The organism is Streptosporangium sandarakinum, assembly GCF_050942225.1.
GTDB classification, from domain to species: Bacteria; Actinomycetota; Actinomycetes; order Streptosporangiales; family Streptosporangiaceae; genus Streptosporangium; species Streptosporangium nondiastaticum.
Map to the genome: position 1 here is coordinate 3,301,993 of NZ_CP192034.1, position 26,350 is coordinate 3,328,342.

Below are 26,350 nucleotides of genomic sequence, written 5' to 3' on the forward strand. Positions count from 1 at the left end.
AACCCCCACTCCGGGGAGCCCGGCTCAGCGGAGGGCCCGGCCGGCGGCTCCGGCTCCACCTGGCCGATGACCGGCGGGTTCACGTCCACCGGATCTGCGATCAGCGGTGGGCCGACGGGCGCGGGAGGCGGCGGGTTCGGCCCGGCCTGGCCGGGCGGCGGCGCGCCGGGGCCCGCCGCGCCGGGAGGCATCGGCGGGTTCGGAGAACCGGGAATCGGAGAACCGGGAAACGGCGTCGGCGGGTTCGGGGGCCGGGGAACGGCGTCCCGGGGCCGGCCGAACCGGGGGCGTCGGCGGGTTCGGGGATCCGGGGAACGGCGCGCCGGGAGCGGCCGGAAGCGCGGGAGCGGCCCCGTGCGGCGCGCCGGGACCGGCGGGTCCGCCGCCGTCCACGCTGTTCACGTCGCCCGCGACCATCAGCTCGCTGAACCGTTCCCAGACGGGACCGTACTGGACGATCAGCATCACGATGGCGTCGGCCAGCGGCCCGGGGGCCTGCCGGCCCTCCTCGGCCAGCAGCGGATCGAGTCGCCCGCGCAGTTCCCCGGAAGACCCGCCCAGCAGCCGGTCAAGCTCGTCACGGACGATGCGTGCCGCCTTCATCACGGCCACCGGGTCCATGGTGCCCCTTTCCCTCCGGTCTGTGCAGATCCTCCCACCTGCGGGGAGCACAGAAGACAGGAGGTGTTCCCCGATAGTCGTCCATGATTATCGACGCATATGGTGATAGCCGTAGGTCGCCGAGGATGAGAAGGGTGGGCTGTGCTGCCTGAAGTGGAGGCATGGCTGCGGAGACGCACCTCATCGTCGGAGGACTGGCCGCTGCCGTGGCTGCTGGAGGCCAAGGGCGACGCGACCGTCAGCGTCGTGCTGCCCGCGCGCGACGAGGCCGAGACGGTCGGGGGCATCGTCGCCGCGATCCGGCGCGACCTGATGGAGGCGGTCCCCCTCGTGGACGAGCTCGTGGTCGTCGACTCCCGCTCGGTGGACGACACCGCCGCGCGCGCCGCCCGGGCCGGCGCCAGGGTGGTGGCGCAGGACGAGGTCCTCCCCGACCTCAAGCCGCTGGACGGCAAGGGGGAGGCGCTGTGGAAGTCGCTCGCCGCGACCTCCGGCGACCTGCTGGTCTTCGTCGACGCCGACCTGCGCGAGTTCCGGACCTCGTTCGTGACCGGGCTGCTCGGCCCGCTGCTCGCCGACCCGGGCGTGGTCTATGTCAAGGGCTGCTACGACCGGCCGCTGCGGGACGTCCAGGGCGGCGGCGGGCGCGTCACCGAGCTCGTCGCCCGCCCGCTGCTCAACCTGCACTGGCCGATGCTCGCCGGGTTCGTCCAGCCCCTGGCGGGGGAGTACGCCGGGCGGCGCTCCGCGCTGGAGCGCGTCCCTTTCGTCACCGGCTACGGCGTGGAGCTGGCCCTGCTGGTCGACCTGCTGGAGCTCGCCGGGCTCGACGCCCTGGCCCAGGTCGACCTGGGCCGCCGGGTCCACTCCCACCAGTCCACCGAGGCGCTCGGCGGCATGGCCGCCCAGATCCTGCAGACCTGCTGGTCCCGGCTGGAGCGCCAGAACAAGATGATCCCCCTGCACGAGCCGTCCCCCCGGCTGGTGCAGTTCCGCCGCGGGGCCGGGGGGGCCGGGGGACACCGGGCGACCGTCCGCGACACGGCCGTGGCCGAGCGTCCCCCGATGGCCACCGTCCCCGGCCGGCGTTCCCACGCCACCGGCTGACCTTCCGCCCCGTCGGGGCCGCCGGTCGGACGGGCGTCCGCCTGGCGCCGTCCCGTGGCCCTGGAATCCCGGTCCCGGGGCCGGCTGCCCGGCCACGCCGGCGACGGTCCGGTACGGCCGTGCCCGCGGCGGGACCGGCTCCGGGCCGCCATATGCTTTTCTGAGGGGAAGGCCCGTGCGACGGGCGGAGCGCGAACGCGGAGGAGGGGAGATGGACGGCACGACCCGCCGACCGGCCCTTCCGGCGTACCGCTGGCTGCTCCTCGTCGCCCTGGTCCTCGGCATCGCCGGGATGCACACGCTCGGGCACCTCGACCACGGCGGGCGGCACGACGGCATGCCCGGCATGGACGAAGCCGCCGTCGCCGTACACGACCGCGGTATGCCAAGAACAGGCGAAGCCGCCGTCGCCGTACACGGCCGCGGTCACGGTGCGCCGGAGGTGCTGCCCGGTGATCACGGGCGGCCCGGCGCCGGCGCGGCGTCCCACCTGACGCCGGACCCCCGGGGCTCGCTCTCCGGCCCCGGCGGCACCCTTCCCTCCTCCGATCCGTCCTCCGTCTGCCTGGCCGTGCTCACCTCGCTCGTGCTGATCCTCGCCGGAGCGGCGTGGGCGTGGACGCGGCGGAGCCGGGAGGCGCGGCCCGCCGGCGTACGGCCGGCGCCGCTCGTCGCCCGGCCGCCCCCGCCCAGGACGGCCCTGCGTCTCGCACGTCTGTCGGTCCTCCGCATATAGGCCGGCCGTCCACCGCGGGCGGCGGTTGAAGCGCGCCCGCGGACGACCGGTTCGCAGACCCGACGGAACGAAAAGAGGACGCGAAGATGTCCACGCACCACCTCACCCGCCCCGCCCTGCGCAGGCTCGCCCTCGCCGTCACCGCGGGGGCCGGCGCCCTCGCACTCCTCACCGCCTGCGGCGGCGGGGGCGACGCGACGAGCGCCCAGCCGGGCAACGCCGGCATGGCCGGCATGACGAGCGGTGCGCCCGCGCCCGCCGCGAGCGCCTCACCCGCCGAGAGCACCTCGCCGGCGACCGGTTCCAACGCCGCCGACGTGATGTTCGCCCAGATGATGATCCCGCACCACCGGCAGGCCGTCGCGATGGCCGAACTCGCCGAGACCCGGGCCGCCGACCCGGAGGTGAAGGACCTGGCCGCGAAGATCAAGGGAGCGCAGGACCCGGAGATCGCCGCCATGACCGGCTGGCTCAAGGCCTGGGGCGCGCCCGAGATGCCCGACGGCGGCCACATGGGCCACGACATGCCCGGCATGATGAGCGACAAGGAGATGGCCGACCTCAAGGCGGCCAAGGGCGCCGAGTTCGACCGGATGTTCGCGAAGATGATGATCGCTCACCATGAGGGCGCGGTCGGCATGGCCGAGACCGAGCAGGCACAGGGCGCCGACCCCGCCGCCAAGAAGCTCGCGGCCGACATCATCGCCGCCCAGCAGGCCGAGATCAAGCAGATGAGGAAGCTCCTCGACCGGTTGTGAGCCGACCGTCCTAGGCGGGGCCGTCCGGGCGGGGACCGTTCGCGTCCCCCTCCGCGGCCCCGCTCGGCCGCCCGCCCGGGATCGGGCGGGCGGCGTCCGGCTCCCCGCCCAGGGCGGCCCGGGCGAAGGCGACGAGATGCTCGCGCATCTGCAGCCGCCCCTCCTCGGTCGCCGCCTCGTCACCGAGGATGACCCGGCCGAGCCGTGACATGACCACCGGCCAGCCGGCCAGCCCGATCAGCGTCATCATGGTGCGCGCCGTCTCCTGGGACGGCTCGCGGCCGAGCCCGGCGGCGAGTGACTCGGCCTTCCTGGCGCACCTGGCGACCCGGTGCTCCTGCCCCTCCAGCTCGCCGTCGCGGTAGTGCAGCGACTCCCACATCAGCAGGCGGGTCAGCTCCGGGTGGGTGCGGTAGTAGTCGTAGATCTTGGCGACGTACTCGACCGGGTCGTCGCCCGGCATGGCGACCGCCGCGGTCAGCTCGTCCAGCACGGTGATCATGACCTGGTCGAAGAGCTTCTCCTTGCTGCCGAAGTAGCCGTAGATGCGCTCCTTGTTGACCCCGGCGCGCTCGGCGATGCGGTCGACCCGGGCTCCGGCGATGCCGTGGGCGGCGAACTCGGCGCGGGCGGCGGACAGGAGGGCGTCCCTGGTGGATTCCTTCGACATGCGCCGAAGTGTACGGGACCGTCCGCCGGAACGCTATCCAACTGGTTGGTTGACTTCCAACCGGTTGGTTGGCTACGGTCCCGCCATGACGATCTCCCCGCCGGCCTCGGCCACCCCGGCCGCGGCCCCCCGCTCCGGCGGATTCGCCCCCCTCGGGCCCACCCTCGCCGTCTTCTCCCTCGCCGCCGTGCTGTCCAGCGGCCAGCTGTACGTGGTGATCCCCCTGCTGCACGGCATGGCCACCGGCTGGGGCGCCGCCCAGGCGAGCCTCACCTGGCTCGTCACCGCGTTCGGCGTGGGCTACGCCGCCGGCTTCCTGCTCTTCGGCCCGCTCTCCGACCGGTACGGCCGCAGGCGGCTGATCCTCGCCGGCCTGCTGGCCGCCGCGGCCACCACCGCCCTCGTCACCGTCGCGCCGGGACCCGGCGCGGCGATCGGGCTCCGCGTGCTGCAGGGCGTCGCGGTCTCGATCTTCCCCCCGGCGGCCATGGCCTACCTCGGCGAACGCGTCGCCCCGCACCGCCGTACGCTGTCGCTGGCCACCATCACCAGCGCCTTCCTCGCCGCCGCGGTGCTGCTCCAGGTCGCCGCCCAGGCGCTGGCCGGGGTGATCGGCTGGCGCGGGGTGTTCCTGTTGTCCGCCGCGGTGTTCGCGGTCACCGCCGTCGCCGCCCGCGCCGTCATGCTGCCCGACCCGCCGCGTACGGCCACCGGCTCCCTCGCCTCCGCCTACCGCGCGATCCCGTCCCTGCTGGCCACCCCCGCGCTGCTGCTCCGCTACGCCGGCACCGTCACCATCCTGACCACGTTCGTCGCCGTCTACACCGGCCTGCAGCTCGCCGGCCCCGCCGAGATCGCCGGCTCCCCGCAGGCCCTGCTGGCCCTGCGGATCAGCGGACTGCCGTTCATGCTGGCCGTCCCGCTGCTGACCCCCGTGCTGGCCCGCGTCCCCGCCCCCCGGCGCGCGACGGCGCTGCTCGCGGTGGCCGCCCTAGCGCTCGCCACCGCCGGGGCCACCGGGCCGGGCGTGATCGGACTCGCCCTGCTGCTCGCCCTCTACGTCTTCGGCATCGCCGCCGGCACCCCCGCGGTCAACGAGAGCATCGGCGCGATCGCCGGCGGCGCCCGCGGCACCGCCCTGTCCCTGTTCACCTTCGCCCTCTTCCTCGGCGGGAGTCTCGGCCCGCAGCTCGCCACCGCCTTCGCCGGCGGTGGGTTCGGCCTCCTGATGTACGGCACGGCCGCCCTGCTCCTCCTCGGCGTCCTGGCCCTGGCCGCCGCCGCCCGCACCGGCCGCGCATGACGCCGCCGCGGCGCCCGCACCCGCGGGACCGCCGCGCCGACGACCGTCCGGCCCGCCGTACGGCCTGATCTACCGGACGGCGGGGTGAGCCGTTACGGTGGGCAGCGCGCGAAAGGGGTTGATCACGATGAGCGAGACCGGCTTCTGCCCGGAGCTGGGTGACGACGTGCGGGAGGTGCGCGACTGGGTGCGGGAGTTCGCCCGCACGGTCGTCCGCCCCGCCGGGGCCGAATGGGACGAGCGCGAGGAGACGCCCTGGCCCGTCATCCAGGAGGCCGCCCGGATCGGCCTGTACTCGCTCGACTTCTTCGCCCAGCAGTGGTTCGAGCCCAGCGGCCTCGGCCTGATCGCCGCGTTCGAGGAGCTGTTCTGGGGCGACGCCGGCATCGGCCTGTCCATCGCCGGCACCGGCCTGGCCGCGGCGTCCCTGGCCTCCGGCGGCACCCCCGAACAGGTGGGGGAGTGGCTGCCGCAGATGTTCGGCACCCCCGACGACGTCAAGGTCGGCGCGTTCTGCGCCTCCGAGCCCGACGCCGGCTCCGACGTCGGCGCCATCCGCACCCGCGCCGTCCCCGACGGGGACGACTGGATCCTCAACGGCGTCAAGACCTGGGTCACCAACGGCGGCATCGCCAACGTCCACGTCGTCGTCGCCTCGGTGGACCCGGCGCTGGGCACCCGGGGCCAGGCGTCCTTCATCGTGCCGCCCGGCACGCCCGGCCTGTCGATGGGCCAGAAGTTCAAGAAGCACGGCATCCGCGCCTCCCATACCGCCGAGGTCGTCCTGGAGGACGTCCGGGTGCCGGGCTCGTGCCTGGTCGGCGGCCGGGAGAAGCTGGAGGCCCGGCTGGCGCGGGTCCGCTCCGGCGGCCGGGCCGGCGAGCAGGGCGCGATGCGGACCTTCGAGACCACCCGCCCGGTGGTGGCGGCGATGGCCGTGGGCATCGCCCGCGCGGCGTACGAGTACGCCCGCGACTACGCCCGCGAGCGCGAGCAGTTCGGCCGGAAGATCGGCGAGAACCAGGCGATCGCGTTCCGGCTCGCCGACATGGCCACCCGCGTCGACATCGCCCGCCTGATGACCTGGCGCGCGGCCTGGATGGCCCGCAACGACCGCGCCTTCGGCCAGGCCGAGGGGTCGATGTGCAAGCTCGTGGCCAGCGAGGCCGCCGTCTGGGTGACCGAGCAGGCCATCCAGATCCTCGGCGGCGCCGGCTACACCCGCGAGCACCCGGTCGAGCGCTTCCACCGCGACGCCAAGATCTTCACGATCTTCGAGGGCACCAGCGAGATCCAGCGCCTCATCATCGGCCGCGCCGTCACCGGCCTGCCCGTCCGCTGACCTCGCACGACGCCGGGCCGGCCCCGCCGCTCCCCATGGCGAGGCCGGCCCTCGCCACCGGACCGGAGGCGGCGGCGTGCCCGGGGCGACGGGTGGGCACGTCGCCAAGGGATGAACGAACGCGCCGCTCAGGGTGAGGATGCAGGGATGTGAAAAGACCCCGGCGGCGTGAGGCTGACGGAGTCTCGGTGCGCGGGTTGGCGGCTTGGCGCGCGGGTTGGCACCGTGCTGGTCATTCCGCCGAGTCGGCATCCTTGGTGGCCTCGGGCGAGGGCGATGCCTGCACTGTCCGGACGGCCTTCTTCACCGACGCCTCCGCCTGGAACGCGGTGTGCAGCCTGATGATCGTCAAGGTGCGCTCCAGCGGGGGCGGGAGGCCCGACAAGACGAGGTCGCGGTGTTGTTCCCGGCTCTACCTGAGCGGCCGTCGGCATCAAAGGACCTTTTGGCGGAGCGCGGAGACCTCGCTCGCCAGGGGCTGTCACGCACTGTGACCAGGAGGGGCACGACGAAGATCAGGACAGAAGCGGGAAGTGTTCCGCTTGAGGGCCGAGCAGGGTCCGCTCATCCCCTGTCAAGGCTCGGCGACCGGTTGCCACGGCCAGAAATGCTTGGTCATCCCAGTTCAAGGCGGCTGGAATCTCTGTGCCGAGCAGCGCGGTGAAAACCGGTCGCATGACGTGCAGCGCGGAGGGCGAGGTCCATGGCGTCAGCTTCAGGGTCAACGCGACGTCCAGCCCATGGGCCGCGACAGAGACGACACGGGTGACGACCCAGTCGGCCAGTCTCATCGCACCTCGACCGGGGATCAGGACGATGCGGCCCAGATCTTCTCGGCTCAGTTCGGTGATCGAGTCGTGGGAAACCTCATCGAACCACCGGGCCGCAGAGGTCGAGACGAGGACCCTCCGGGTCAGTTCCTGGGTCCGATCAACGTTGCTTTGTCTGTAGACCTGCGTATCTCGTTCGGGTCTGCGGTAGTAATCGGCCGCGCTGACGAGTGGCGCATGCGGTACGGCATCGGGGAAGCCGGCGTCGCCGAGGCTGATGCTGGCGGCGATGTGGACGACGAGTTCTTGTAAGTCCCAGGGCGGGCAGTTCGTTGGAAGCCGCAGGTCTTGCGGTTCCAGTTCTCGTAGAGCCGCGGACAACGCCCGGCTCTCTTCCGCCAGCGCAATCAGCGCATCATGATCGAACACCAGACTCCCTTGACCATCGACGTGTCCATCAAGGTGATCATTCCAGCTCCGCATCTGACCCGTCACGACCACGCGGGCCGCCAACGAAGTGAAGACGACGAAGCCCCGGACCGTTCTGCAGGAGAAGACGATCGGCCCGCCGCGGAGTGTGAGGAGGCCACGGCCGGGCCGGCCTCTTCCGGTCGGTCTCACGCTTGCCGAATTACATACTTTTCTGGCAGGAAATACTCATGTTCCTGCCCGTGTGCCTGGTCCGACGTCTCCACCTCGACCTGTGCCGGATGACCGGCTCGGCCCGTAGCTCCTGACCCGGCGGCTCCCCGCTCGGGGGCGCCCGCGGCCGATCCCCTTTCCTCGTCATGCCGTGCCCGCGTTCCGCCGGTACGGCTGTCAGACGTGTGCTTTCGGGCGCGTGGCGGAGGCGACCGCGACGGCTGCGGCCAGCGGGTCGCGGGCCGGGCGGCCGAGAAGGTCCGTGAGGGCGGGAGCGGTGCCGTCCAGGAAGCCGTGCCGGACGCCCGTGGCGATCGAGGCGAGCATGGGCGGCTGGAACGGCAGGAGCCCCGGCGCCTCCAGGAGCCTGCGCCGGTACTCGCCCAGGCCGATGGCGCGGTGCGGGACCCCGAGCCGGTCGGCCACCTGACCCGCCGTGATCGGCGTGCCGACGAGGTCGTAGACGCGTCCACTGTGTCCCGCCGGACTCGCCGCGACGATCGCCGCGGCATCGGCGAGGTCCTCCCGCGCGACCGCCGCCAGGGCGCCATCCCCGAACGGGGACTCCACACCGTCCTCGGCCCACATCAGCAGACCGCCGAAGAGTTCGGCGTACAGGCCGTTGCGCAGGATCGTCCACGGCAGTCCGCTCGCCCGCACCAGGCGTTCGGTGGCACGGTGCGCCGCCGCGAAACCGAGATGATCGCCGGCCGTGGTCAGGCTCGTGTAGACGACATGGCCGACGCCGTCGCGGACGGAGGCGTCCAGGACCGCCGCGTGCCGCTCGATGACCTGGTCGTCCTCGGCGTAACCGGCGGAGATCAGCACCAGGGTCGACACCCCGGCGAGATCGAGACCCGCGTGGTCATCGAAGTCGAGACGCCGCATCCCCTCGTCCGGCGTGCGGCTTCCGCCCGTCGCGGCGACGCCGCGGGCACGCAGCGCGGTGAGGGTGGCCGAGCCCAGGTTCCCGTTCGCTCCCGTCACCAGGATCATGTCAATCACAGTCTTCCGTCGTGGTTCTCATCGGTAACTAAGCTTGATCCTCGATCACACGCCCACCGGCCACAAGAAGGCAGTTCGATGTCACCCACGCACACCGGGGTAACCGCCCCCGCCGACCTCGACCCCTGCGGACGCGCAGACCACCCCGACTGCGGCATTCGCGATGTCCTGGACCGTATCGGCGATAAATGGTCGGTGCTCGTGATCGTTGAGCTTGCGAGCGGGCCGCGCCGGTTCCGCGAACTGCAGCGCGCCATCGACGGCATCTCCCAGCGCATGCTCACCCTCACCGTGCGCAGGCTCGAACGTGACGGCCTCGTGCTGCGCACCGTGTACCCGACCGTTCCGGCCCAGGTCGACTACCGCCTGACCGGGACCGGGGCCGATCTGACCCACCTGGTCAAGGCGCTCGCCGACTGGTCACTCGCCCACCGCGCCGTCATCGCCGAGGCGCGGCACGCATACGACCAGACCCACCCCGACCATGACATCCGCTGACGAGGGTCGCTGCCGCCGTACATCGGCTACTCGTGGGAGCGGCGCCGGCCGATGCGGCGGGTGCTCAGGACCGGTGGCCGGCCAGGCCGGTTGACGGAGGCCGGAGGGCCTCGCCGGCCGCATCGGTGAGCCCCTTTCCCGTCACCGCGCCTGCTTCCAGTCCAGCTCGCCCTTCCGCACCACGGGACGCCAGCCGCGGATCGGTCTCCCGGTCTCCAGGGAGTCGGCGGTGGCCCGAAGCAGGGCGAGATAGGAAGGCCAGACGACGTCGCCGTCGAATCGCAGCCCCGTCTCGTTGAAGTACTCGCCGGTCTTGCCGGTGCGGGTGTCGATGAACAGGTTGCCGCCGTCGATGGCGGTCGCGAACGGCAGGAGATGACCGTCCCACCAGAAGCCGGCCATCTCCTCGGGCCCGCCCAGGACGATGCCGCACAGCATCTTCCAGTCCGCGCGCAGCGCTTTGACCGACATGAACTCATAGAACGGCGCGGGACCGAACCCGCCCCAGTAGCGGGCGCCGTTGTGCCGCAGCAGGGACGCGCGCAGGTCGTCGGGGAACCTCATGCCCATCGCCGCCTCGGCCCTGGCGATCTGAACCGGGGTGGCCGGGCCGTACAGGGTCCGGTTGCTCACCGGCGCCCTGGCCGCCAGCCAGCGCTCGATCCGCCGCCACGCCGCATTCACCCGCGCGGCGACCGCGGGATCCACGGGCCGTACGGCGGGCCGGCGCCGGGCGGGGCGGCAACCGCTGGCGCGGGCCTGCGCCGGGGTGAGCTCCTGCGAGACCGGGGTCGGGGACGGGGAGGGGGTCGGTGACGGGCGCGGGGCGCCGGCGCAGCCGCCGGGCAGCGCGTCGGCAGGCTCCTCGTTCCAGCGCAGTTCGCAGCCCGCGGTGACGGACGGGTACCGCTCGCGCAGTGCCGTACCGCTCTCCAGGGAGGAGGCCAGCGCCTCCAGCAGGGCCAGGTAGGAAGGCCAGCCCATCGGGCCGTCGTAGCGCAGGTTCCGGCCGTACTCCTTCTCGCCGACCCGGCCGGTGCGCGGATCGACGAACAGTTCCTGGCCGTAGCCCGTGGCGGCGAACGGCAGCAGGCTGCCGTGCCAGGCGCCGCTCTCGGGGTCGGCCGCCTCCGGCGGTCCCTCCATCACCAGGTCGCGGCAGTTGTACGCGCGCAGGCTGGTGAAGCTGTCCAGCGAGGCCAGGCCGTGGGAGAACGGCAACTGGAACCCGGCGCCGAAGTTCCCGTCGGCCCCGTCGTGGCGGAGCAGCGACGCGTACAGGTCGTCGGGAAGCCGGGTCTGCTGGTAGTGCTCCCACCGGGCGATGTCCTGCGGCTGCGCCGGGTTCCGGAGCCTGCGCAGCGTGGCCGAGGCGTGCGCGCCGAGCCAGCGCTCGATCCCGTCCCACGCCCGGTCCACCCGGGCGGTGACCGCCGGATCGAGGGCGCGCGGGCTGAAGGTGGGCGTCGGCTCGTCGGTGACGAGCGGCTCGGCGGTCACCTCCGGCTCCGGTGATTCCCCGTCCCAGGAGATGGGCTCGCAGCCGGCCGCGCGGGCCTGGGCCGGGCTGAGCGCCCGCGCCCGGATCGCCGCCTCCAGCTCCGTGTCCCGGCGCCCCTCGGAGTCGTAGCACGTCATCGATATGGAGCCGAAGCTCATGGTGCTGCACATGGACATCTCGCCCATCTCCGGCGCACTGGCCACGACGGCGCTTCCCACCAGCACGAGGGCGAGTGCTGCGCGAACGCCACGCGATATCGGCACTCGCCGCACCCTACCGGCTCGTTTTGATCTTCACCACAGAACGACCGGCACCGGCTCATGCCGACGAGCGGCAGGGGATACCGGTACGGCGAAGCTCCAGTGCGATGGCCCGATGGCCGGGGTCGCACGCGAGGCCGGCGTGCCGTGTGATCACCGTGGGACCCGGCGAGCGTGCCGTCGTCGCCGGGCCCCTGTGCCGATGGTCAGGTATCTGAGCGCTCACGGCCCGGTGGCCGGTGCCTGTCGCGGTTCACGGGCAGGGCGGCGTGCTGAACGTCACGCCGTCCAGGAAGTTGCCGAGCGCGGGGCTGCCGCCCGTGGCCGACACCGACTCGAAGGCGAACCGGGTGGTGGTCTGTCCCGGAGGGACGATGTACGTCCCGGTGTAGCGGCGCCAGGCGGTGTTGTCGTCGGAGATGTCCGGGGAGGAGGCGCCGGTGGGGGTCTGCGCCACGGTCGCGCCCGGCGGGCCGACGAGCACCCGCATCACATCGGTGCCGAGGCGGCCGCGGTGGTAGAGCGACCAGGTCATCGGCGTACCCGGCACGGTGGGCAGGTCCTGGTAGAGCGTGGAGACCTCGTTGGCGTTGAGTTCGGCGAACTGCTGGCCGTCGGCCGCCGGGACCCCGCTCGCGCCGCCGCGCCAGAACTCCAGCTTGCGGTCGGTGGCGGTGGTCTGCCAGCCGACGGCCGGGTTGGTGGAGGCGTCGGGGATGGAGTAGTCGATCGTGGCCACGGGCGGCGCCTCGAAGCTTCCGTTGACCAGGCTGACCGGTTTCCAGTTGCAGGGGACGGTGACGGTGACCTTGGCGGTGCTGGTCCCGCAGTCGGTGGTGATGGTGTACGTGAAGGTGTCGGTGCCGCTGAAGCCGGGGTCGGGCGTGTAGACCACGTTGCCGCCGGAGATGGTCGCGGTGCCGTTGGCGGGCTTGGTGACACCGCTGATCGTCGGTGCGGTGGCGGTGTCGTTGGCCAGGACGGGCACGTTGACGGCCGTGCCCGGCGCGGTGGTGGCGGTGTCGTCGGCGGCCGTGGTGGGGGAGATGGACTGCCCGCTTGCGATCTGGATCGGCGGGGCGGGGGTGTTGCCGCCGAGCTGGCCCGGGGCGGCGAGGACGCTGCTGATCCCGGTCGGCCGGATGGTCATGCTGTTGCCGACGGTGCCCTGCTTGACCCGGAAGGTGATGACCTTCGAGGGCGGGTCCGTCTTGGTGCCAGGCGAGGTGATCGTCAGGGTGTTGCCGCCGATGGTCCCGGTCCCCGACTGGCTGACGATGTCGGCGTTGGCCAGGAGGGACGACAGATCCCAGGTGGTGGTGTAGGTCCTGACCAGCAGCGGCCACTGGGCCGTGCGGTGCGTGACCGTGAGGGTGAAGGTGCCGCCCGGTGTGATCCGCCCGCCCCACAGGGACGGGGAGGTGCCGACCGAGACCGTTCCGCTGCCCAGCCTCATGCCGAGCGCGTTCTTCCAGTAGTAGCTGACGGGGTAGGTCGCCTGCCCCTGCTGGAGGCAGGGCGCGGCGGCTTGCGTGGTGGCCTGCGGCGCAGTGGCGGTGTGCGCGCTCGCGTCGGCCGCGACCCGCGTCCCGGCCGAGGCCGGCAGAACCGACAGGGCACAGGCCAGCACGGTGAGCGTGGATCTCGGGTGATATGACCTCGACACTGAATTTCTCCCCTGCGTGAAGGATGTCTTCGTAGATCAACTTCACGGGGATGTTACTGTGCGGGTTCTTTCGATCACCCTTGGTGGCGAACGAGTGATCTTCGTGTCGCGTTCAGGATCCTGGCGGCGGCCCCGCGAACCGGGCACGGCGATCTTCCGTCGCCGGTCCGCGGGGCCTCCGCCAGGACCCGCTCCGTCAGGAGGCGACGACCAGGGCCTGGGGCGCGGCCTGCTTCATCCGGGTGCGCAGCCACAGCATCTGGGTGGAGGTCTCCTGCTCGCAGGCGTTGACCGTGCCGAGCAGTTCCTCGTCCCTGGCGCCCTGGGCGGCCTGCCCGATCAGCGTCCAGCAGATGTCGCACTCGGCGGCCATGAGGTACAGGTCGTGCAGGTCCCGCAGCAGGCCCAGACCGCCGGCGCGGGTACCGGAGAACAGCGTGGAGTGCAGCCGCTCGGGCTCGTCGGACGCCTCCTCGGAGTAGCGTCCGACGAACGGCTCCAGCCTCCGGGAGTGCTCAACGCACTGGTCGGCCAACTGTTCGCAGACGTGGTGGACGTCCGGCTCGCCCGCATGGCTCCGGCCGACCTCGCTGAAGGCGCCGGCCAGCTCGTTCAGGGAGCGGTGCAGCATTCCCAGATAGTGCGCCAGATGCATGGTCACGCCTCCTCGGTGTCTCGTCGGGTCGGATCGGCCCGCCCCGTGTGTCCGCCGGCTCCCGCCACATGCGCGCCCGCGGCTGCCGTACGGTCACCTGCCCGCGCCATATGGTCGCCCACGCTCGCCGTACGGTACCGGCCAGGGGCTGTGCCGCCCGGGGAGCGACGCGGCGAGCCGTCCGGCGGCGGACGGGGGACCGTACGGCGCGCGGGGTCCCCACGGGTCGGTGATCCGGTCTGCCATCTCGGCCTCTCCCCTCCGGACGTGCGCGGACTCGACGGATGATCGTCACTCCTACCCCACCCGTCACGCGACACACGCGGAGGCGGAGCGGGTGGCCGTGTACAGGGTGCCTGTGAGCCGATCCGTGCCGTCAGGCGGTCAGCCGACGGCCGCGGCGAGGGGCGGATCGTCAGGGGTCCTGGACGAATTCGGTGAAGGGGAAGTGGACGGAATCCGCCACAGGATCGGCGAGTTCCAGGCGATCCTGATCGAGTATTCCGGGGTTTCCTGTATCCGCGACCTCCTGGGTGAGTTGGTCCAGGGAGTATCGGGATTGCTGGACACGAACTTCGGTGAGCTGATCGAGTACGAAGAGGTCCTGGAACGCTTCCGTCGCGACCCTCTCTGGGATTGGCGCTCCGCGGCAGCCGGATGCTCAGGAAGGCCAGTGGGGACGCGCCCAGTGACCAACACGTAGACAGGTGGACAGCCTCAGGTCCGGGCAGATCTGAGGCGGTCGGGCCTGCGCGCTCTTTCAGCCGGTGTGGAGGATCCGGAAGCGATCGGGTTCCGCCGGATCCCGATCGACGACCTGGATCGGCGGCCAGTCCCACTGCCGAACGCCGATGCCCGGCACGCGGGAGAACCGGATCCGCCCGCGGGTGCCCTCGACCGCGACGCGCGACCAGGCTTCGGCGGTGCGCGTCCGGTCCGCGCCGTGAGAGCGCAACACGTCGGCGAGGACGGTGACCGTGTCATAACCCTCGAAGGCGACGAAGGAGGGCGCCTCGGCCAGCCGCTCACGGAGGGCCGTCTCGACGCGTGCACCGAGTGGGCTGAGGTGCTCGGGCAGGTAGCGCAGGAACGGGATCGCGGCGCCGTCACCGCCCAGCAGCGTCGCCCATTCGGTGAACTCCGGTTGCCCGGCCGGAGCACCGATCATGATCTCGGCGAGGCGCCGGTCGCGGCGGACGGACCTGACGATCGGCACCGCCGGCTCCGGGTGGCCGACCAGGAGAAGGAGGGCTGTCGCGCGATTGCCGGCGAGTTCGTCGCACACGGCCGCGGGGGTGAGCACGCTCATGTCGAGTTCGAGGACGGTGCCGCCGCGTGCGGCGAGGTGGTCCCGCAGGATGCGGGCCCCGGAGGCCCAGTAGACACTCGGCTGGGTCGCCACGGCGATCCGGCTGTGGCCCGCGCCGAGGAGGAAGTCCGCGTAGATCTGCCAGCCGCGGGACTGCGCCGGGGCGAGGCGCGCGACCCATTCCGTCGGCTGTTCGGTGAGCGCGTCGAGAACCGCCGACGAACAGAGGAACGGCAGGCCGAGGGCGTCGGCCCTGGCGGCGGCGGCGCGGGCGACGACGCTGTGATACTCCCCCGCCAGGGCGGCCACGCCCAGGCGGGCCAGCTCGTCCACGGCCGCCACGGCCCTCTGCGGGTCGGCCGCGGTGTCCCGGACCACCAGTTCGAGGGGCCTTCCGGCGATCCCGCCGGTGTCGTTGACCTCGCGAACGGCCAGCTCGAGTCCGGCGAGCAGGTGCCGGCCCGCCTCGACCCAGCCGGGCCGGGTCAGCGGGACGAGAGCGCCGATCCGGACGGCTGCTCCGTCGGTTCGCTCCGCTCCAGGTGACGATGGTGGCGTATTCATGCGTCGGCGTCTCCCGAGTGATGATCCGGCCGCAGCTTGCCCGGATCGTAGAGCGAACGTCAGTGGCGCCGAGAGTAGCCGAGCCGGGAATGGCCGGCTCCGGCGCCCCGTCCCATCGCCGTCGGCCCGCCCTCGCCGGGAAAGCAGCCGCCGTATCAGCCCCCTGGGAAGGCAGCCGCCGTACCGGCCTCCGCCGGGAAAGCGGCGGGGCCCGGCCGGTGACGACCGGCCGGGCCCCGCTGAGGCGTTCACCCGGTCACCGGGCGAGCCCCTCCCGAGATCACCGGGCCGGAGCCGCCCCCACCAGCAGCGCGGCGTCCGCCTCCGCCTGGACCGCGTCCAGGTCGTCGGCGATCTCCGCGCCCGCCACCGCGTCGGGCAGCGCGTCCTCCATGCGCCGCAGCGGCCGGTACCACAGTCCCAGCGCGCCCCACAGCGCCAGCAGCGCGCCGCAGGCGACGAGCAGCAGGCCGACGCCGCGGCCCGGTCCCACTCCGACGATGTCGCCGACGACGGTGCCGTCGAGGAGGCCGCCCGGGGCGAGCAGCGGGCCGAAGACGTCGTCGGCCAGCGGCGAGGCGGTGAGGAACGCCAGCGGTGTCATCGACACCGCCATCATCTGGTTGGTGGCCAGCACCCGGCCCTGCAGTTCCAGGCCGACCTTGAGCTGGATGATGGACAGCCAGTGCGCGTTCAGCACGCTGAGCGAGGCCCACGACAGCAGGCCGCCGAGGGCCGCCAGCGGCAGCGAGGGCCGCAGGCCCACCAGCAGCACGCCGATCCCGAGGCTGACCACGAAGCCGACCATGCCGATCGCGCGCCGCTCGGTGCCGCCCCAGAACACCATGACCAGGGAGCCCAGCACCGCGCCCAGACCCTGCATCGCGGTGACCAGGCCGACGCCGCCGACGTCGCTGAACGACATCACCGCCGGCACGGTCACCGACATGGCGAGCATGTTCAGGTAGTTCTGCACGACGAAGAACCCGATCATGATCATCAGAGGGCGGCGCCGTACGAGGAAGCGCCAGCCGCCGACGATGGCCTGGCTGAAGGACTCCTCCAGCCGGTAGAACAGCCGGTCGGGGAACCGTACGGCCAGCAGCGTGCCGAGCCCGGCGAGGAACGTGACGACGTCCACGGCCACCACGCCGTGCAGCCCGACCAGCGAGATGAGCGCGGCGCCGCCCAGCGGGCCGACGAGCATGCCCAGGCCGGTGCCGAGGTTGGCCAGCGCGTTGGCCTGCATGAGGTACGGCTTGGGCACCAGCTGTGCCACCGCCGCCAGGTAGGCGGGCCGGTGGAAGGCCGACACCAGCGACAGCATCCCGGCGACGATCCCGACCTGCCAGATCTCCAGCCGGCCCAGCCACAGCAGGAGCACCAGGGCGGCGGTGGCCACGGCGGAGACGCCGTCGCAGACCAGCATGATCCGCCGCCGGTCCATTCGGTCGGCCAGCGCGCCGCCCAGCGGCGCCCCCAGCAGCGACGGCAGCAGGGCGAGCATGCTGACCAGGGCGTAGTCCAGCACCCGGCCGCTCTTCTGGTAGGCCCACACGCCCAGCGCGAAGGAGGTCAGCGCCGCGCCGAGCAGCGACAGGGTCTGCCCGGCCGCGACGGTGTAGAAGCGGCGCAGGTCCCGGCGGGCGCTGCCGCCCGACACGCCGACCTCCCCGACCGGCTCGGGCAGCTCGCCCGCGGTCCAGCGGTCCAGGCGGTCGCACATCAGCCGGGCCAGGGACTCGGCCTGGTGCTTGAGGAAGTAGTGGCCGGCCTTGGGAATCGTGGCCAGGTCCACCCGGTCGGCGAACGCCCCCCACTCGCGGTAGCGCTCCTGGTAGAGCTCGGTGGCCCGGTCCCGCTCGCCGATCACGCACAGCAGCGGCGCGGCGAGCCTGCGCTGCTGCGCGGCGGGGTCGCCGAGGCGGCGGCTGAACCAGCCCTGGGCCTCCTCCACGTCGTGCCGCAGGCCGCGCAGCATGATCCCGGTGTCGCCGAAGTCCTCGTCCAGGGCGCCCAGCGTGCGCAGGAAGTCGCGCTGGGCGCGGTCGGAGGACCAGCGGTGCGCCGGGAACCTACGGTTCCACCAGGCCGACAGCCGTCCGGGCAGTCGCGCGTCGGGGAAGCTGCCGCCGACGAAGACGCCGGCGACCGGCGTCCCGGCCTCCTCCAGCCGCAGTGCCAGCTCGGTCGCGGCGGCCGAGCCGACGCAGTGGCCGTACAGCACGATCGGGCCGGTCGCGTCGGCCTGTTCGGCCAGTTCGGCCAGGACCCGGTCGGTCAGCTCCGCCATCGGCAGCACGTCCTCGTCGGGCCGGGCCGGGTCGTGGCCGGGCAGCTCGACGGCGAGCACCGCGGTGGCGGGGGAGAGGCGGGCCAGCTCGGTGGCCAGCGGCTGGAACGCGGCGGCCGAGCCGCCGCCGTAGGGCAGGCACACGACGGTACGGCTCGCCCGGCGCGGACCGGCCAGGCGGTGCAGCAGCCCGGCGGGGGCGTCGGAGCCGCCGTCGAGGTGCGCGGCCAGCTCGCGGATCGTGGGCCGGGTGAACAGGTCGATCACCCGCAGCGCCGGGTCGATCTCCCGGACCGCCCGCACCGCGCGGAAGGAGTCGCCGCCGAGGTCGAAGAAGTCGTCGTCGACCCCGACCTCCGTCAGGTCCAGGAGTCTGGACCAGACCTCGGCGATCCGCAGCTCGGTCGGGGTGCCCGGCGCGACCCGCTCGCCGGCGGGCGCGGCCTCGGGGACCGGCAGCCGAGCCCGGTCGATCTTGCCCAGCGGGGTGAGCGGCAGGTCGTCCAGGACGACGATGCCGGACGGCACCATGTAGTCGGGCAGCCGCTCGCGCAGCCCGGCCCGGATCGCGGCGACGTCCACCGAGGCGGGCGCGACCCAGGCGGCCAGCCGCCGGGAGCGGCCCTCGCCGACCGGCAGCACCGCGGCCTCCCGGACGCCGGGCTGCTCCTGCAGGGCGGCCTTCACCTCGCCCAGCTCCACCCGGAAGCCCCTGATCTTGACCTGGTCGTCGACCCGGCCGAGGAACTCCACGAGCCCGGCGGAGTTGAGCCGGACCCGGTCGCCGGTGCGGTAGCAGCGGGCGGTCCCGTTCACCGGGTCGGAGACGAACCGCTCGGCGGTCAGGTCGGGACGGTTCAGGTAGCCGCGGGCCAGGCTGGGCCCGGCCACCCACAGCTCGCCCGGCACCCCGGCGGGCAGCGGGCGGCCCGCCGGGTCGACGATGTGGCAGTCGACGCCGGCCAGCGGCCGGCCCAGCGGGACCGACCCCGACCCCGACGGCACCTCGGGCACCCGGCCGCCGAGCACCGAGACCGTCGTCTCGGTCGGCCCGCAGTGGATCTGCACCTCCAGGTCGGGGCGGGCCGCGCGGATCCGCTCGGCGAACTCCCACGACGTCGCCTCGCCGGCGAGGATCAGCAGCCGGTGCGGCAGCATCCGGGCCAGGTCGCCGTGGGCGGCCAGCAGCTCCAGGTGGCTGGGCACCATCTTGATCACATCGACCCGGTGGCTCTCCAGGTAGGCGGCGTACGCCTCCGGGTCGGTGGAGGTCTCCTGGTCCACCAGGTGGACCGCCGCGCCCTGGAAGAGCGGGCCGTACAGGCAGGTCATCACCAGGTCGGCGGCGATCGTGGAGACCACGGCGTAGGACTCGCACCCCTCGGGCACCAGCTCGGCCAGGCCGTGCAGGTAGTGCAGGGCCGAGCGGTGCTCGATCGCCACGCCCTTGGGCCGCCCGGTGGAGCCGGACGTGAAGATCACGTGCAGCAGGTGGCCGGGGGTGACGCCGGCGTCCACCGGTCCGTCGGGCCGGTCGGGCCCGCCGGGGTCGGCGGCCAGCAGGTCGGGCAGCACCAGCGCGCCGGGCACCCGGCCGGCGTACTCGCGGTCGGTCAGCACGACGCGCGCGCCGGCCGTCTCCAGGATGTAGGCCAGCCGGTCGTCGGGGTAGGCGGGGTCCATCGGCAGGTACGCGCCGCCCGCGCGCAGCACGCCGAGCAGCGCCGGGACCAGCCCCCGGTGCCGGTCGATCAGGATGCCGACCGGCTCGTCCGGCCGTACCCCGGCCGCGATCAGATGCCGGGCCAGGCGTTCGGCCAGCCGGTCCGCCTCGCCGTAGGTGATCGAGCCGGAGGCGTCCACCGCGGCGACCGCGTCGGGCGTGCGCCGCGCCCAGTCGGCGGCCACCTCGTGCAGCGGCCGGGTCAGGTCCATCGGGATCCGCGCGCCCGAGACGGCGGGCCCGGTCACCGGCTCCAGCGGCACGGCCGCCGCGGGCGCGTCCAGGTCGGCGAGCACGCCCTCCAGCAGGTTCAGGTACCAGCCGGCCATCCGCAGGGCGGTGGACTCGTCGAACAGGTCGGTGCGGTAGACCAGCTCGCCGTGGTACTCCTCGCCGGCGTTGGCGAAGGCGAGGTTGAGGTCGTACTTGGTGGTGCGCGGCGCCGGGTTGACGTCCTCGGCGGTCAGGCCGGGGAAGTCCAGCGCCCGCGGCGGGTCGTCCAGGACGTTCAGCATCACCTGGAAGATCGGCGTGGTGGCGAGGCTGCGCTCGGGGTGCAGCCGCTCCACGATCCGCTCGAACGGCACGTCGCGGTGGGTGAGGGCGTCCAGCACGGCGTCCTTGGTCCGGGCCAGCAGCTCCCGGCCGGTCGGCTCGCCGGACCGGTCGCCGCGCAGGACGAGCGTGTTGACGAAGCAGCCCAGCATGCGCGCGGTGTCGGGGTGCAGCCGCCCGGCCTCCGGCACGCCGACCGGCACGTCGTCGGTGCCGGAGACGCGGCCCAGCAGCTCCTGCCAGGCGGCCAGCAGCACCATGAACGGTGTGCAGCCGGTCTCGGCGGCGGCCTCGCGGATCCGGGCGGTCAGCGCGGGCGTCAGCCGTACCGGGACGGTCGCGCCGGTCCAGTCGGCGATCGACGGCCGGGCCCGGTCCACCGGCAGGTCCAGCACCGGTTCGAGACCGGCCAGCCGCTCGGTCCACCAGGTGACGTCGCCCTCCGGCTGCCCGGCCAGCCACGCCGCGTAGTCGGCGTAGCGCACCTGCGGCGGCGCGGGCGGGCCGGCCAGGCCGAGCCGCGCCGCGTACAGGGCGGCCAGCTCGGCCAGCGCCAGGTTCCGCGACCAGGCGTCGAAGGCGATGTGGTGCACGGTCAGCGCCAGGACGTGCTCCTCGCCGCCGGACAGCCGCAGCAGCAGGGCGCGGGTGGGCGGCTCGGTGTCCAGCGCGAACGGCCGGGCCAGCTCCTCGGACAGCCGCGGCCCCAGCAGGGCGGGGTCGCCGAGGTCCTCGACGGTGACCGGCACCCGGGCGGCCTCGACCGGGGTGGCGCCCTCGTCGGTGACCAGGCTGCGCAGCACCTCGTGCCGGTCGGCGAGGTCGCGCACCGCCCCGGTCAGCGCCTCGACGTCCAGCGGGCCGCGCAGCCGTACGGCGGCGGGCACGTTGTAGGCGGCCAGGTCGTCGAGCTGGGACAGGAACCACAGCCGGGCCTGGGCGGGGGACAGCGGGGCGGGGCCGCCGGTCGCCTCCCGGACGGGGATCGCCGGGACGGTCTGGGCGGCGGCGAGCCGCGCCGCCGCCAGCCGCGCCGACAGGGCGCCGCGGCGTTCGTCGCTGACGGTCATGGGATCTCCTTCACCGGTACGGTGCCCGGCGTGTCGTACCGGTCGTCGGTCGTCGCGAGTCCGCTCACGCCTCCGCCTCCAGGTCGTCCAGCAGCAGCTCCTCCAGGCGCACGGCGTAGCCCGACAGCGTGCGCCGTTCGAACATCATCCGCACCGGCAACCGCAGGCCCAGGGCGTCGCTCAGCCGGGCCGTGACGAGCGCGGCGGTCGCCGAGTGGCCGCCGACGGCGAAGAAGTCGTCGTGCGCGCCGATCTCGGAGCGGCCCAGCACGGTGGCCCACACCTCGGCGACCAGCAGCTCGGCCTCGGTCCTCGGCGGCACCGTCCCGGCCTCGTCGCCGGGCTCGGGCAGCGCGGTGCGGTCCACCTTGCCGGAGGCGGTGAGGGGCAGGGCGTCCATGACCACCCAGCGGCGGGGCACCATGTACTCCGGGAGCCGGGCGGCCAGGCGCCGCTCCAGCCCGCCGGTGTCGGTCCCCGGCGGCGCGGCGACGTAGCCGACCAGGTGGTCGCCGCCGTGGACGGTCACGGCCGCGTCGGCGACGTCCTCGCCCTCTCGCAGCACGGTCTCGATCTCGCCCAGCTCGATGCGGTGGCCGCGGACCTTGACCTGCCGGTCCCGGCGGCCGAGGAAGTCGAGCGTGCCGTCGGACCGCCAGCGGGCCAGGTCGCCGGTGCGGTAGCGGCGGCCGCCCGCCGGGTCCAGCGGGTCCTCGGTGAACGCCGCGGCGGTCAGCTCCGGCCGGCCGCGGTACCCCCGGGCCACGCCGACTCCGCCGATCCACAGCTCGCCGGCCGTCCCGGCGGGCAGCATCCGGCCCGCCCGGTCCAGTACGTAGGCCCGCTCCCCGGCCAGCGGGACGCCGACCGACACCGGGTCGCCCACCGGGGCGGTGACGCGGACCATGGTGGAGTAGATCGTGGTCTCGGTGGGGCCGTAGGCGTTCCACAGCTCGGCGACCCGCTCCACCAGTTCGGCGGCCAGGGCGGCGTCGAGCACCTCGCCGATGCTGACCACGCGCACGTCCCCGCCGCGCCAGCCGGAGGCGACCAGCATGCGCAGCGTCGTCGGGGTCGCGGTCATCAGCGTGACCCCGGCCTCCTCGATCCGCCGGGCGACGGCCCGTCCGTCGAGCGCGTCGTCGCGGCCCAGCAGCTCCAGCCGCAGGCCGTGGCACAGGCTCACCCACAGGTCGAAGCCGAACACGTCGAACGAGAACGGCGTCAGGCCGAGCATCACGTCGCCGGGCCGGATCCCCGGCGCGAGCCGCATCGAGGCGGTGAACGCGGCGAGGTTGGCGTGGGTGACCTCGACGCCCTTGGGCCGGCCGGTGGAGCCGGAGGTGTACAGCACGTAGGCCAGGTCGCCGGGCTCCACCCGGGAGGCGCCGGTCCCCGCCGGGGAGACGTCGCCGGTCTCCGTCGCGGGCAGCCCGGCCAGGTCGACGACGGTGCAGCCGAACCGCCCGGCCACCTCCAGGCCCTCGCCCGCCGCGAGGATCACCTTGGCGCCGGAGTCCTCGACCTGGTGGCGGAGCCGTTCGGCCGGGTGGCCCGGGTCGAGCGGGACGTAGGCGGCGCCGGCCAGCAGCACGCCCAGCAGCGCCGCGGGCAGGTGGCGGTCGCGGGGCAGGCACACGCCCACGCAGGAACCCGCCGCGGCCGGGCCGAGCGCCGCGGCCACCCGCCGCGCCCGGGCGGTCAGCTCGCCGTAGGTCAGGACGCCCCCGGCGTCGGCGACCGCCGGCGCGTCCGGGCGCCGTACGGCCTGCTCCAGCACCGCCTCCACCACGGTCCGCGGCGTGTCGGCGGGCAGCGGCGCGCCGGTCCCGGCGGCCAGCAGCGCCGCCCGCTCCTCTGCGCCGACCACCTCGAACGCCGACAGCGGCCGGTCGGGGTGGGCCAGCGCGTCCTCCAGCAGGCGGACCAGCCGGTCGGTGAAACCTTCGGCCGCGGCCCGGCCCAGGTACTCCAGGTCGTACTCGACCTGGAGCTCGGGTCCGGCCGCGGTGTCGTTGACGTAGACGATCAGGGGTGCCTGTGCGCTGCCCGCGTCCAGCTCGCCGATCAGGTCCACGCCCACGCCGTCGCGCTCCAGCGAGAGGGGGACCTCCGCGGGCTGGATGGACAGCGTGACGGGCGTCAGCACCGCACCGGGCGGCCGCTCGACGCCGCCGACGTCGGCGCGGTCCCGCGCGGGCAGCGCGCGGTGGTCCATCGCCCGGACCGTCGCGGTTCCCGCGTGCCGTACGGCCTCGCGCAGCGACAGCCCGTCGCCCAGGCGCAGCCGCACCGGAACCACGTCGACCAGCACGCCGACCACGGACTCCATGCCCGGGGCGGCGCGGTCGGCCACCGCGGCGCCGAGGACGACGTCCGGCCGGTCGGTCAGCCCGGCGACCAGCATGCCCAGCACCGTCAGGTGGACGGCGAACGGGGTGGCGCCGCAGTCGGCCGCGAGCTCGCCGATCCGCGCGACCGCCGCCGGGTCGAGCGGGCGCACCAGGCGCTCGCCGCGCATCCGGCTGGGACGCCCGTCGAAGCCGGGCATCAGCTCGTACGGCGGGACCGCCCCGGCCAGCTCCTCGGCCCAGAAGGCCCGCAGCGTCCCGGTGTCCAGGACGGTGGCCTGCTCGTGCAGCGCGATGTCGCCGATCTGCAGCGCCGGCTCGGGCAGGGAGATGTCGCCGGAGTGGGCCAGGCCGTCGAGGAGCTCGTGCATCACGACCCCCAGCGACCAGCCGTCGAACGCGGTGTGGTCGGTCAGCAGCACCAGTTCCGCGCTGTCCGGTCCCGACCACAGCAGGGTGGCCCGCAGCAGCGGCGAGTCCCGGGTGACGTCGAAGCCGTGGGCGACCGCGGCGCTGCGCAGCCCGGCGGCCTCCTCCTCCGACGCCGGGCGGTGCTCGGTCAGCGGCACCGGGATCGGCGGCCCGACCTCGGCGGTCGCACCGTCGGTGACGACGGTGCGCAGCGCCTCGTGGCGGCGCACGATCCCGTCCAGCGCGGCGCGCAGCGGCTCGGCCGAGGCGAGGCCGCGCAGCCCGAGGCGGAAGGCGATGGCGGTGGAGCCGTGGTTCTGGCTGACCTCGCGCATCAGGCACAGGTCGCGGTGGATCCCGGTCAGCGGGTAGGTGGTCCGCCCGGCGTTGCGGACCAGCGGCGTCACCGCCGCGGGGGCGGCCTCGGCGACGTACGCCGCCAGCTCGGCGACCGTGGGGCGGGCCAGGAACGCCGTCAGCGGGACGCGGACGCCGAACTCGTGCTCGATCCTGACGCAGATCTTGGCCGCGGCCAGGGAGTGCCCGCCCAGGTCGAGGAAGTGGTCGTGCGCGCCGACCCGCTCGGCGCCGAGCACTTCGGCGGTGACCGCGGCGAGCCGCCGCTCGGTCTCGTCGCGGGGCGCGACGAACTCGGCGCCGGCGTTCCCCGCCGCTCCGGCGGTTCCGGCGGCCGGGGAGAACGTCACCGCGGGCAGCCGGGAGCGGTCGGCCTTGCCCGTCGGGCCGACCGGGATGGCGTCGAGGAAGACGATCCTCGCGGGGATCATGTAGTCGGGCAGCCACTCGCGCAGCCAGGACCGCAGCCCCCCGTCGTCGAGGCCGGGACCGGCCGGCTCGACGTAGGCGACCAGCCGCCGGGTGCCCTCGGAGTCGGTGGGGGCCAGCACGACGGCGTGGTTCACCAGCGGGTGGCGCGCCAGCCTGCCCTGCACCTCGCCCAGCTCGACGCGGAAACCCGCCACCTTCACCTGGTCGTCGATGCGCCCCTCGTAGAAGTGGACCCCGCCCTCCCAGCGGACCAGGTCGCCGGTGCGGTAGTGGCGCACGCCCGCGGCGTCGGTCACGAACCGCTCGGCGGTCAGCTCGGGCCGGTGCAGGTAGCCCCGGCCGACCAGCGGGCCGGCCACCCACAGCTCGCCGATCTCGCCGTCGCCCAGCGCCGCGCCGTCGGCGCCGCGCACCGACAGCTCCGACCAGGCGTACGGCATGCCGATCGGCGGCTCGCCCGAGGAGTCCCGGGAGATCTCGTGCGCGCAGCAGTGGACGGTGCACTCGGTCGGCCCGTACAGGTTCACCATGCGCCGTACGCCGGGGTTGGCGAAGACGCGGTCGGCCAGCGCCCGGCTCACCGGCTCGCCGCTGGACAGCACCGTGCGCACGTTCGGCGGCAGCGGCTCCCGCAGCAGCGCGGTCAGCGCCGAGGCCGCCGCGCTGACCATCGTGACCTCGTCCTTCGCGGGCAGGGAGTGCAGCGCCAGGGGGCTCTCGGCGATGATCACCGTGCCGCCGAGCAGGAGGGGGAGGTAGAGCTGGGGGACCGACGGGTCGAAGCAGACCGAGGTCGAGGCGAGGAAGCCGGCCAGCTCCTCCTCGGTGAAGTAGTCGGCGTCCCAGCGCAGCAGCGTCATCACGTTGCGGTGCTCGATCATGACGCCCTTGGGGCGGCCGGTGGAGCCGGAGGTGTACATGATGTAGGCCAGGTCGGCCGGGTCGCTCGGCAGGCCGGGATCGTTCCAAGGCCGCTCCCCGACGGACTCCACCGGCACGATCTCGGTCTCCGGTAGCCGCTCGGCCAGCGCCGCGGAGGTGACCACGTGCGACACCCCGGCGTCCTCGACGATGAACTCCAGCCGCTCGGCCGGGAAGGTGGACTCCAGCGGCACGTAGGCGGCGCCGGTCTTCCACACGCCCAGGAGCGCCGCGATCAGCTTCTCGTCGCGGTCCAGGCACACGCCGACGGTCGAACCCCGTCCCACTCCCCGGGAGAGGAGCTCGTGGGCTATCCGGTTGGCCAGCGCGTTGAGGTCGGTGTAGGTCGTGCGGGTCGCCCCGGCGACGACCGCCGTCCGCTCGGGGGTGCGCCGCACCTGCTCTTCGAAGGCCTTGTAGACCGGTTCGAGCAGCGTGAGTTTGCGAGCCACCTGCGATCTCCTCTTGGGGGCGGGGGTTGCTTGGAATGTACGCGGGCAAGGGTTGCAAAAGGTAGAAGGGCGATACAACGCAAAGATCGTTTCGTTACGTTAAAGAGGCGAATCGGACATATTTAGTTTTATGCAATGTTCCGCCCAGGCTGCGAAGGGTGACACTCCGTAAGACCGTTCGCGGAAAGATTTCGCGATGTGACGCGCTGGTGGCGCGAGGTGCCGAGCTTTCTGGTGGTATTTACTGACTTTTCCTCGAAAAGTCATTAATAGCGCTTTGTCAGGGGCGTTCGATCTGGTTGCGCTCCGTATCGCGCATCCGCCGATCGGACCGTCGCGGCATCGGCCGGCCGCCGCGGCACCGATCGACCTTTCGTC

The 26,350-nt window shown here is 73.5% G+C and carries 16 protein-coding genes; 6 read left to right on the forward strand and 10 right to left on the reverse strand.

Annotated elements, in window-relative coordinates; translation table 11 throughout:
- Window positions 1-24: 24 nt before the first annotated feature.
- On the reverse strand, window positions 25-612 hold the full coding sequence (locus ACQP10_RS15120; RefSeq protein ID WP_433541567.1) for a hypothetical protein: 588 nt from the start codon (window positions 610-612) through the stop codon (window positions 25-27).
- Between the two features lie 150 nt (window positions 613-762).
- Here ACQP10_RS15120 and ACQP10_RS15125 point away from each other — a divergent pair, with 150 nt between their 5' ends.
- From ACQP10_RS15125 to ACQP10_RS15135, 3 genes are all read left to right on the forward strand, one after another.
- A complete protein-coding gene (locus tag ACQP10_RS15125; protein ID WP_346023285.1) occupies window positions 763-1,728 on the forward strand; it encodes a glucosyl-3-phosphoglycerate synthase in 966 nt (321 codons plus the stop codon).
- A 211-nt stretch (window positions 1,729-1,939) separates the two neighbouring features.
- Window positions 1,940-2,464 carry a hypothetical protein gene (locus ACQP10_RS15130; RefSeq protein WP_433541568.1) on the forward strand — a complete coding sequence of 175 codons (525 nt, stop codon included), beginning with the start codon at window positions 1,940-1,942 and terminating at the stop codon, window positions 2,462-2,464.
- A gap of 86 nt (window positions 2,465-2,550) precedes the next feature.
- A complete protein-coding gene (locus tag ACQP10_RS15135) occupies window positions 2,551-3,222 on the forward strand; it encodes a DUF305 domain-containing protein (protein ID WP_433541569.1) in 672 nt (223 codons plus the stop codon).
- A gap of 10 nt (window positions 3,223-3,232) precedes the next feature.
- Here ACQP10_RS15135 and ACQP10_RS15140 read toward each other — a convergent pair whose 3' ends face one another.
- Window positions 3,233-3,892, reverse strand: a complete 660-nt coding sequence (locus ACQP10_RS15140; protein WP_346023288.1) for a TetR/AcrR family transcriptional regulator — start codon at window positions 3,890-3,892, stop codon at window positions 3,233-3,235.
- An 85-nt stretch (window positions 3,893-3,977) separates the two neighbouring features.
- Between ACQP10_RS15140 and ACQP10_RS15145 the strand changes: the two genes are divergently transcribed.
- Window positions 3,978-5,195, forward strand: coding sequence for an MFS transporter (locus ACQP10_RS15145; RefSeq protein WP_346023289.1), 1,218 nt, complete (start codon window positions 3,978-3,980; stop codon window positions 5,193-5,195).
- A 127-nt stretch (window positions 5,196-5,322) separates the two neighbouring features.
- Window positions 5,323-6,537 carry an acyl-CoA dehydrogenase family protein gene (locus ACQP10_RS15150; RefSeq protein ID WP_346023290.1) on the forward strand — a complete coding sequence of 405 codons (1,215 nt, stop codon included), beginning with the start codon at window positions 5,323-5,325 and terminating at the stop codon, window positions 6,535-6,537.
- 515 nt (window positions 6,538-7,052) lie between these two features.
- On the opposite strand, the gene ACQP10_RS15155 is transcribed toward ACQP10_RS15150, so the two are convergent.
- Complete coding sequence (locus ACQP10_RS15155; RefSeq protein WP_346023291.1) at window positions 7,053-7,736, reverse strand: maleylpyruvate isomerase N-terminal domain-containing protein; 684 nt, start codon at window positions 7,734-7,736, stop codon at window positions 7,053-7,055.
- Window positions 7,737-8,126: 390 nt separating this feature from the next.
- Entirely contained in the window at window positions 8,127-8,945 is an 819-nt protein-coding gene (locus ACQP10_RS15160; RefSeq protein WP_399500406.1) for an NAD(P)H-binding protein, read from the reverse strand.
- An 87-nt stretch (window positions 8,946-9,032) separates the two neighbouring features.
- Between ACQP10_RS15160 and ACQP10_RS15165 the strand changes: the two genes are divergently transcribed.
- Window positions 9,033-9,452 carry a winged helix-turn-helix transcriptional regulator gene (locus tag ACQP10_RS15165; protein WP_346023293.1) on the forward strand — a complete coding sequence of 140 codons (420 nt, stop codon included), beginning with the start codon at window positions 9,033-9,035 and terminating at the stop codon, window positions 9,450-9,452.
- Window positions 9,453-9,593: 141 nt separating this feature from the next.
- Here the strand turns inward: ACQP10_RS15165 and ACQP10_RS15170 are convergent, their stop codons facing one another.
- The 6 genes from ACQP10_RS15170 to ACQP10_RS15195 form a co-directional block, all read right to left on the reverse strand.
- Window positions 9,594-11,216 carry an SMI1/KNR4 family protein gene (locus ACQP10_RS15170; RefSeq protein WP_433541570.1) on the reverse strand — a complete coding sequence of 541 codons (1,623 nt, stop codon included), beginning with the start codon at window positions 11,214-11,216 and terminating at the stop codon, window positions 9,594-9,596.
- A gap of 250 nt (window positions 11,217-11,466) precedes the next feature.
- Window positions 11,467-12,879, reverse strand: a complete 1,413-nt coding sequence (locus ACQP10_RS15175) for an Ig-like domain-containing protein (protein ID WP_433541571.1) — start codon at window positions 12,877-12,879, stop codon at window positions 11,467-11,469.
- Between the two features lie 196 nt (window positions 12,880-13,075).
- Window positions 13,076-13,540 carry a hypothetical protein gene (locus tag ACQP10_RS15180; RefSeq protein ID WP_346023296.1) on the reverse strand — a complete coding sequence of 155 codons (465 nt, stop codon included), beginning with the start codon at window positions 13,538-13,540 and terminating at the stop codon, window positions 13,076-13,078.
- 754 nt (window positions 13,541-14,294) lie between these two features.
- Window positions 14,295-15,407 carry an ABC transporter substrate-binding protein gene (locus ACQP10_RS15185; protein WP_433541572.1) on the reverse strand — a complete coding sequence of 371 codons (1,113 nt, stop codon included), beginning with the start codon at window positions 15,405-15,407 and terminating at the stop codon, window positions 14,295-14,297.
- A 280-nt stretch (window positions 15,408-15,687) separates the two neighbouring features.
- Window positions 15,688-21,048: a non-ribosomal peptide synthetase/MFS transporter gene (locus tag ACQP10_RS15190; RefSeq protein ID WP_433541573.1), complete on the reverse strand. Its 5,361-nt coding sequence runs from the start codon at window positions 21,046-21,048 to the stop codon at window positions 15,688-15,690.
- A gap of 64 nt (window positions 21,049-21,112) precedes the next feature.
- Window positions 21,113-25,972, reverse strand: a complete 4,860-nt coding sequence (locus ACQP10_RS15195) for an amino acid adenylation domain-containing protein (protein WP_433541574.1) — start codon at window positions 25,970-25,972, stop codon at window positions 21,113-21,115.
- Between the last annotated feature and the right edge of the window lie 378 nt (window positions 25,973-26,350).

What these genes read in the sequence shown, in the direction of transcription:
- ACQP10_RS15135 (WP_433541569.1), top strand. Translation starts at nt 2,551, where the DNA reads ATGTCCACGCACCACCTCACCCGCCCCGCCCTGCGCAGGCTCGCCCTC.
- ACQP10_RS15145 (WP_346023289.1), top strand. Translation starts at nt 3,978, where the DNA reads ATGACGATCTCCCCGCCGGCCTCGGCCACCCCGGCCGCGGCCCCCCGC.
- ACQP10_RS15130 (WP_433541568.1), top strand. Translation starts at nt 1,940, where the DNA reads ATGGACGGCACGACCCGCCGACCGGCCCTTCCGGCGTACCGCTGGCTG.
- ACQP10_RS15160 (WP_399500406.1), bottom strand. Translation starts at nt 8,945, where the DNA reads ATGATCCTGGTGACGGGAGCGAACGGGAACCTGGGCTCGGCCACCCTC.
- ACQP10_RS15185 (WP_433541572.1), bottom strand. Translation starts at nt 15,407, where the DNA reads ATGAATACGCCACCATCGTCACCTGGAGCGGAGCGAACCGACGGAGCA.
- ACQP10_RS15165 (WP_346023293.1), top strand. Translation starts at nt 9,033, where the DNA reads ATGTCACCCACGCACACCGGGGTAACCGCCCCCGCCGACCTCGACCCC.
- ACQP10_RS15140 (WP_346023288.1), bottom strand. Translation starts at nt 3,892, where the DNA reads ATGTCGAAGGAATCCACCAGGGACGCCCTCCTGTCCGCCGCCCGCGCC.
- ACQP10_RS15190 (WP_433541573.1), bottom strand. Translation starts at nt 21,048, where the DNA reads ATGACCGTCAGCGACGAACGCCGCGGCGCCCTGTCGGCGCGGCTGGCG.
- ACQP10_RS15150 (WP_346023290.1), top strand. Translation starts at nt 5,323, where the DNA reads ATGAGCGAGACCGGCTTCTGCCCGGAGCTGGGTGACGACGTGCGGGAG.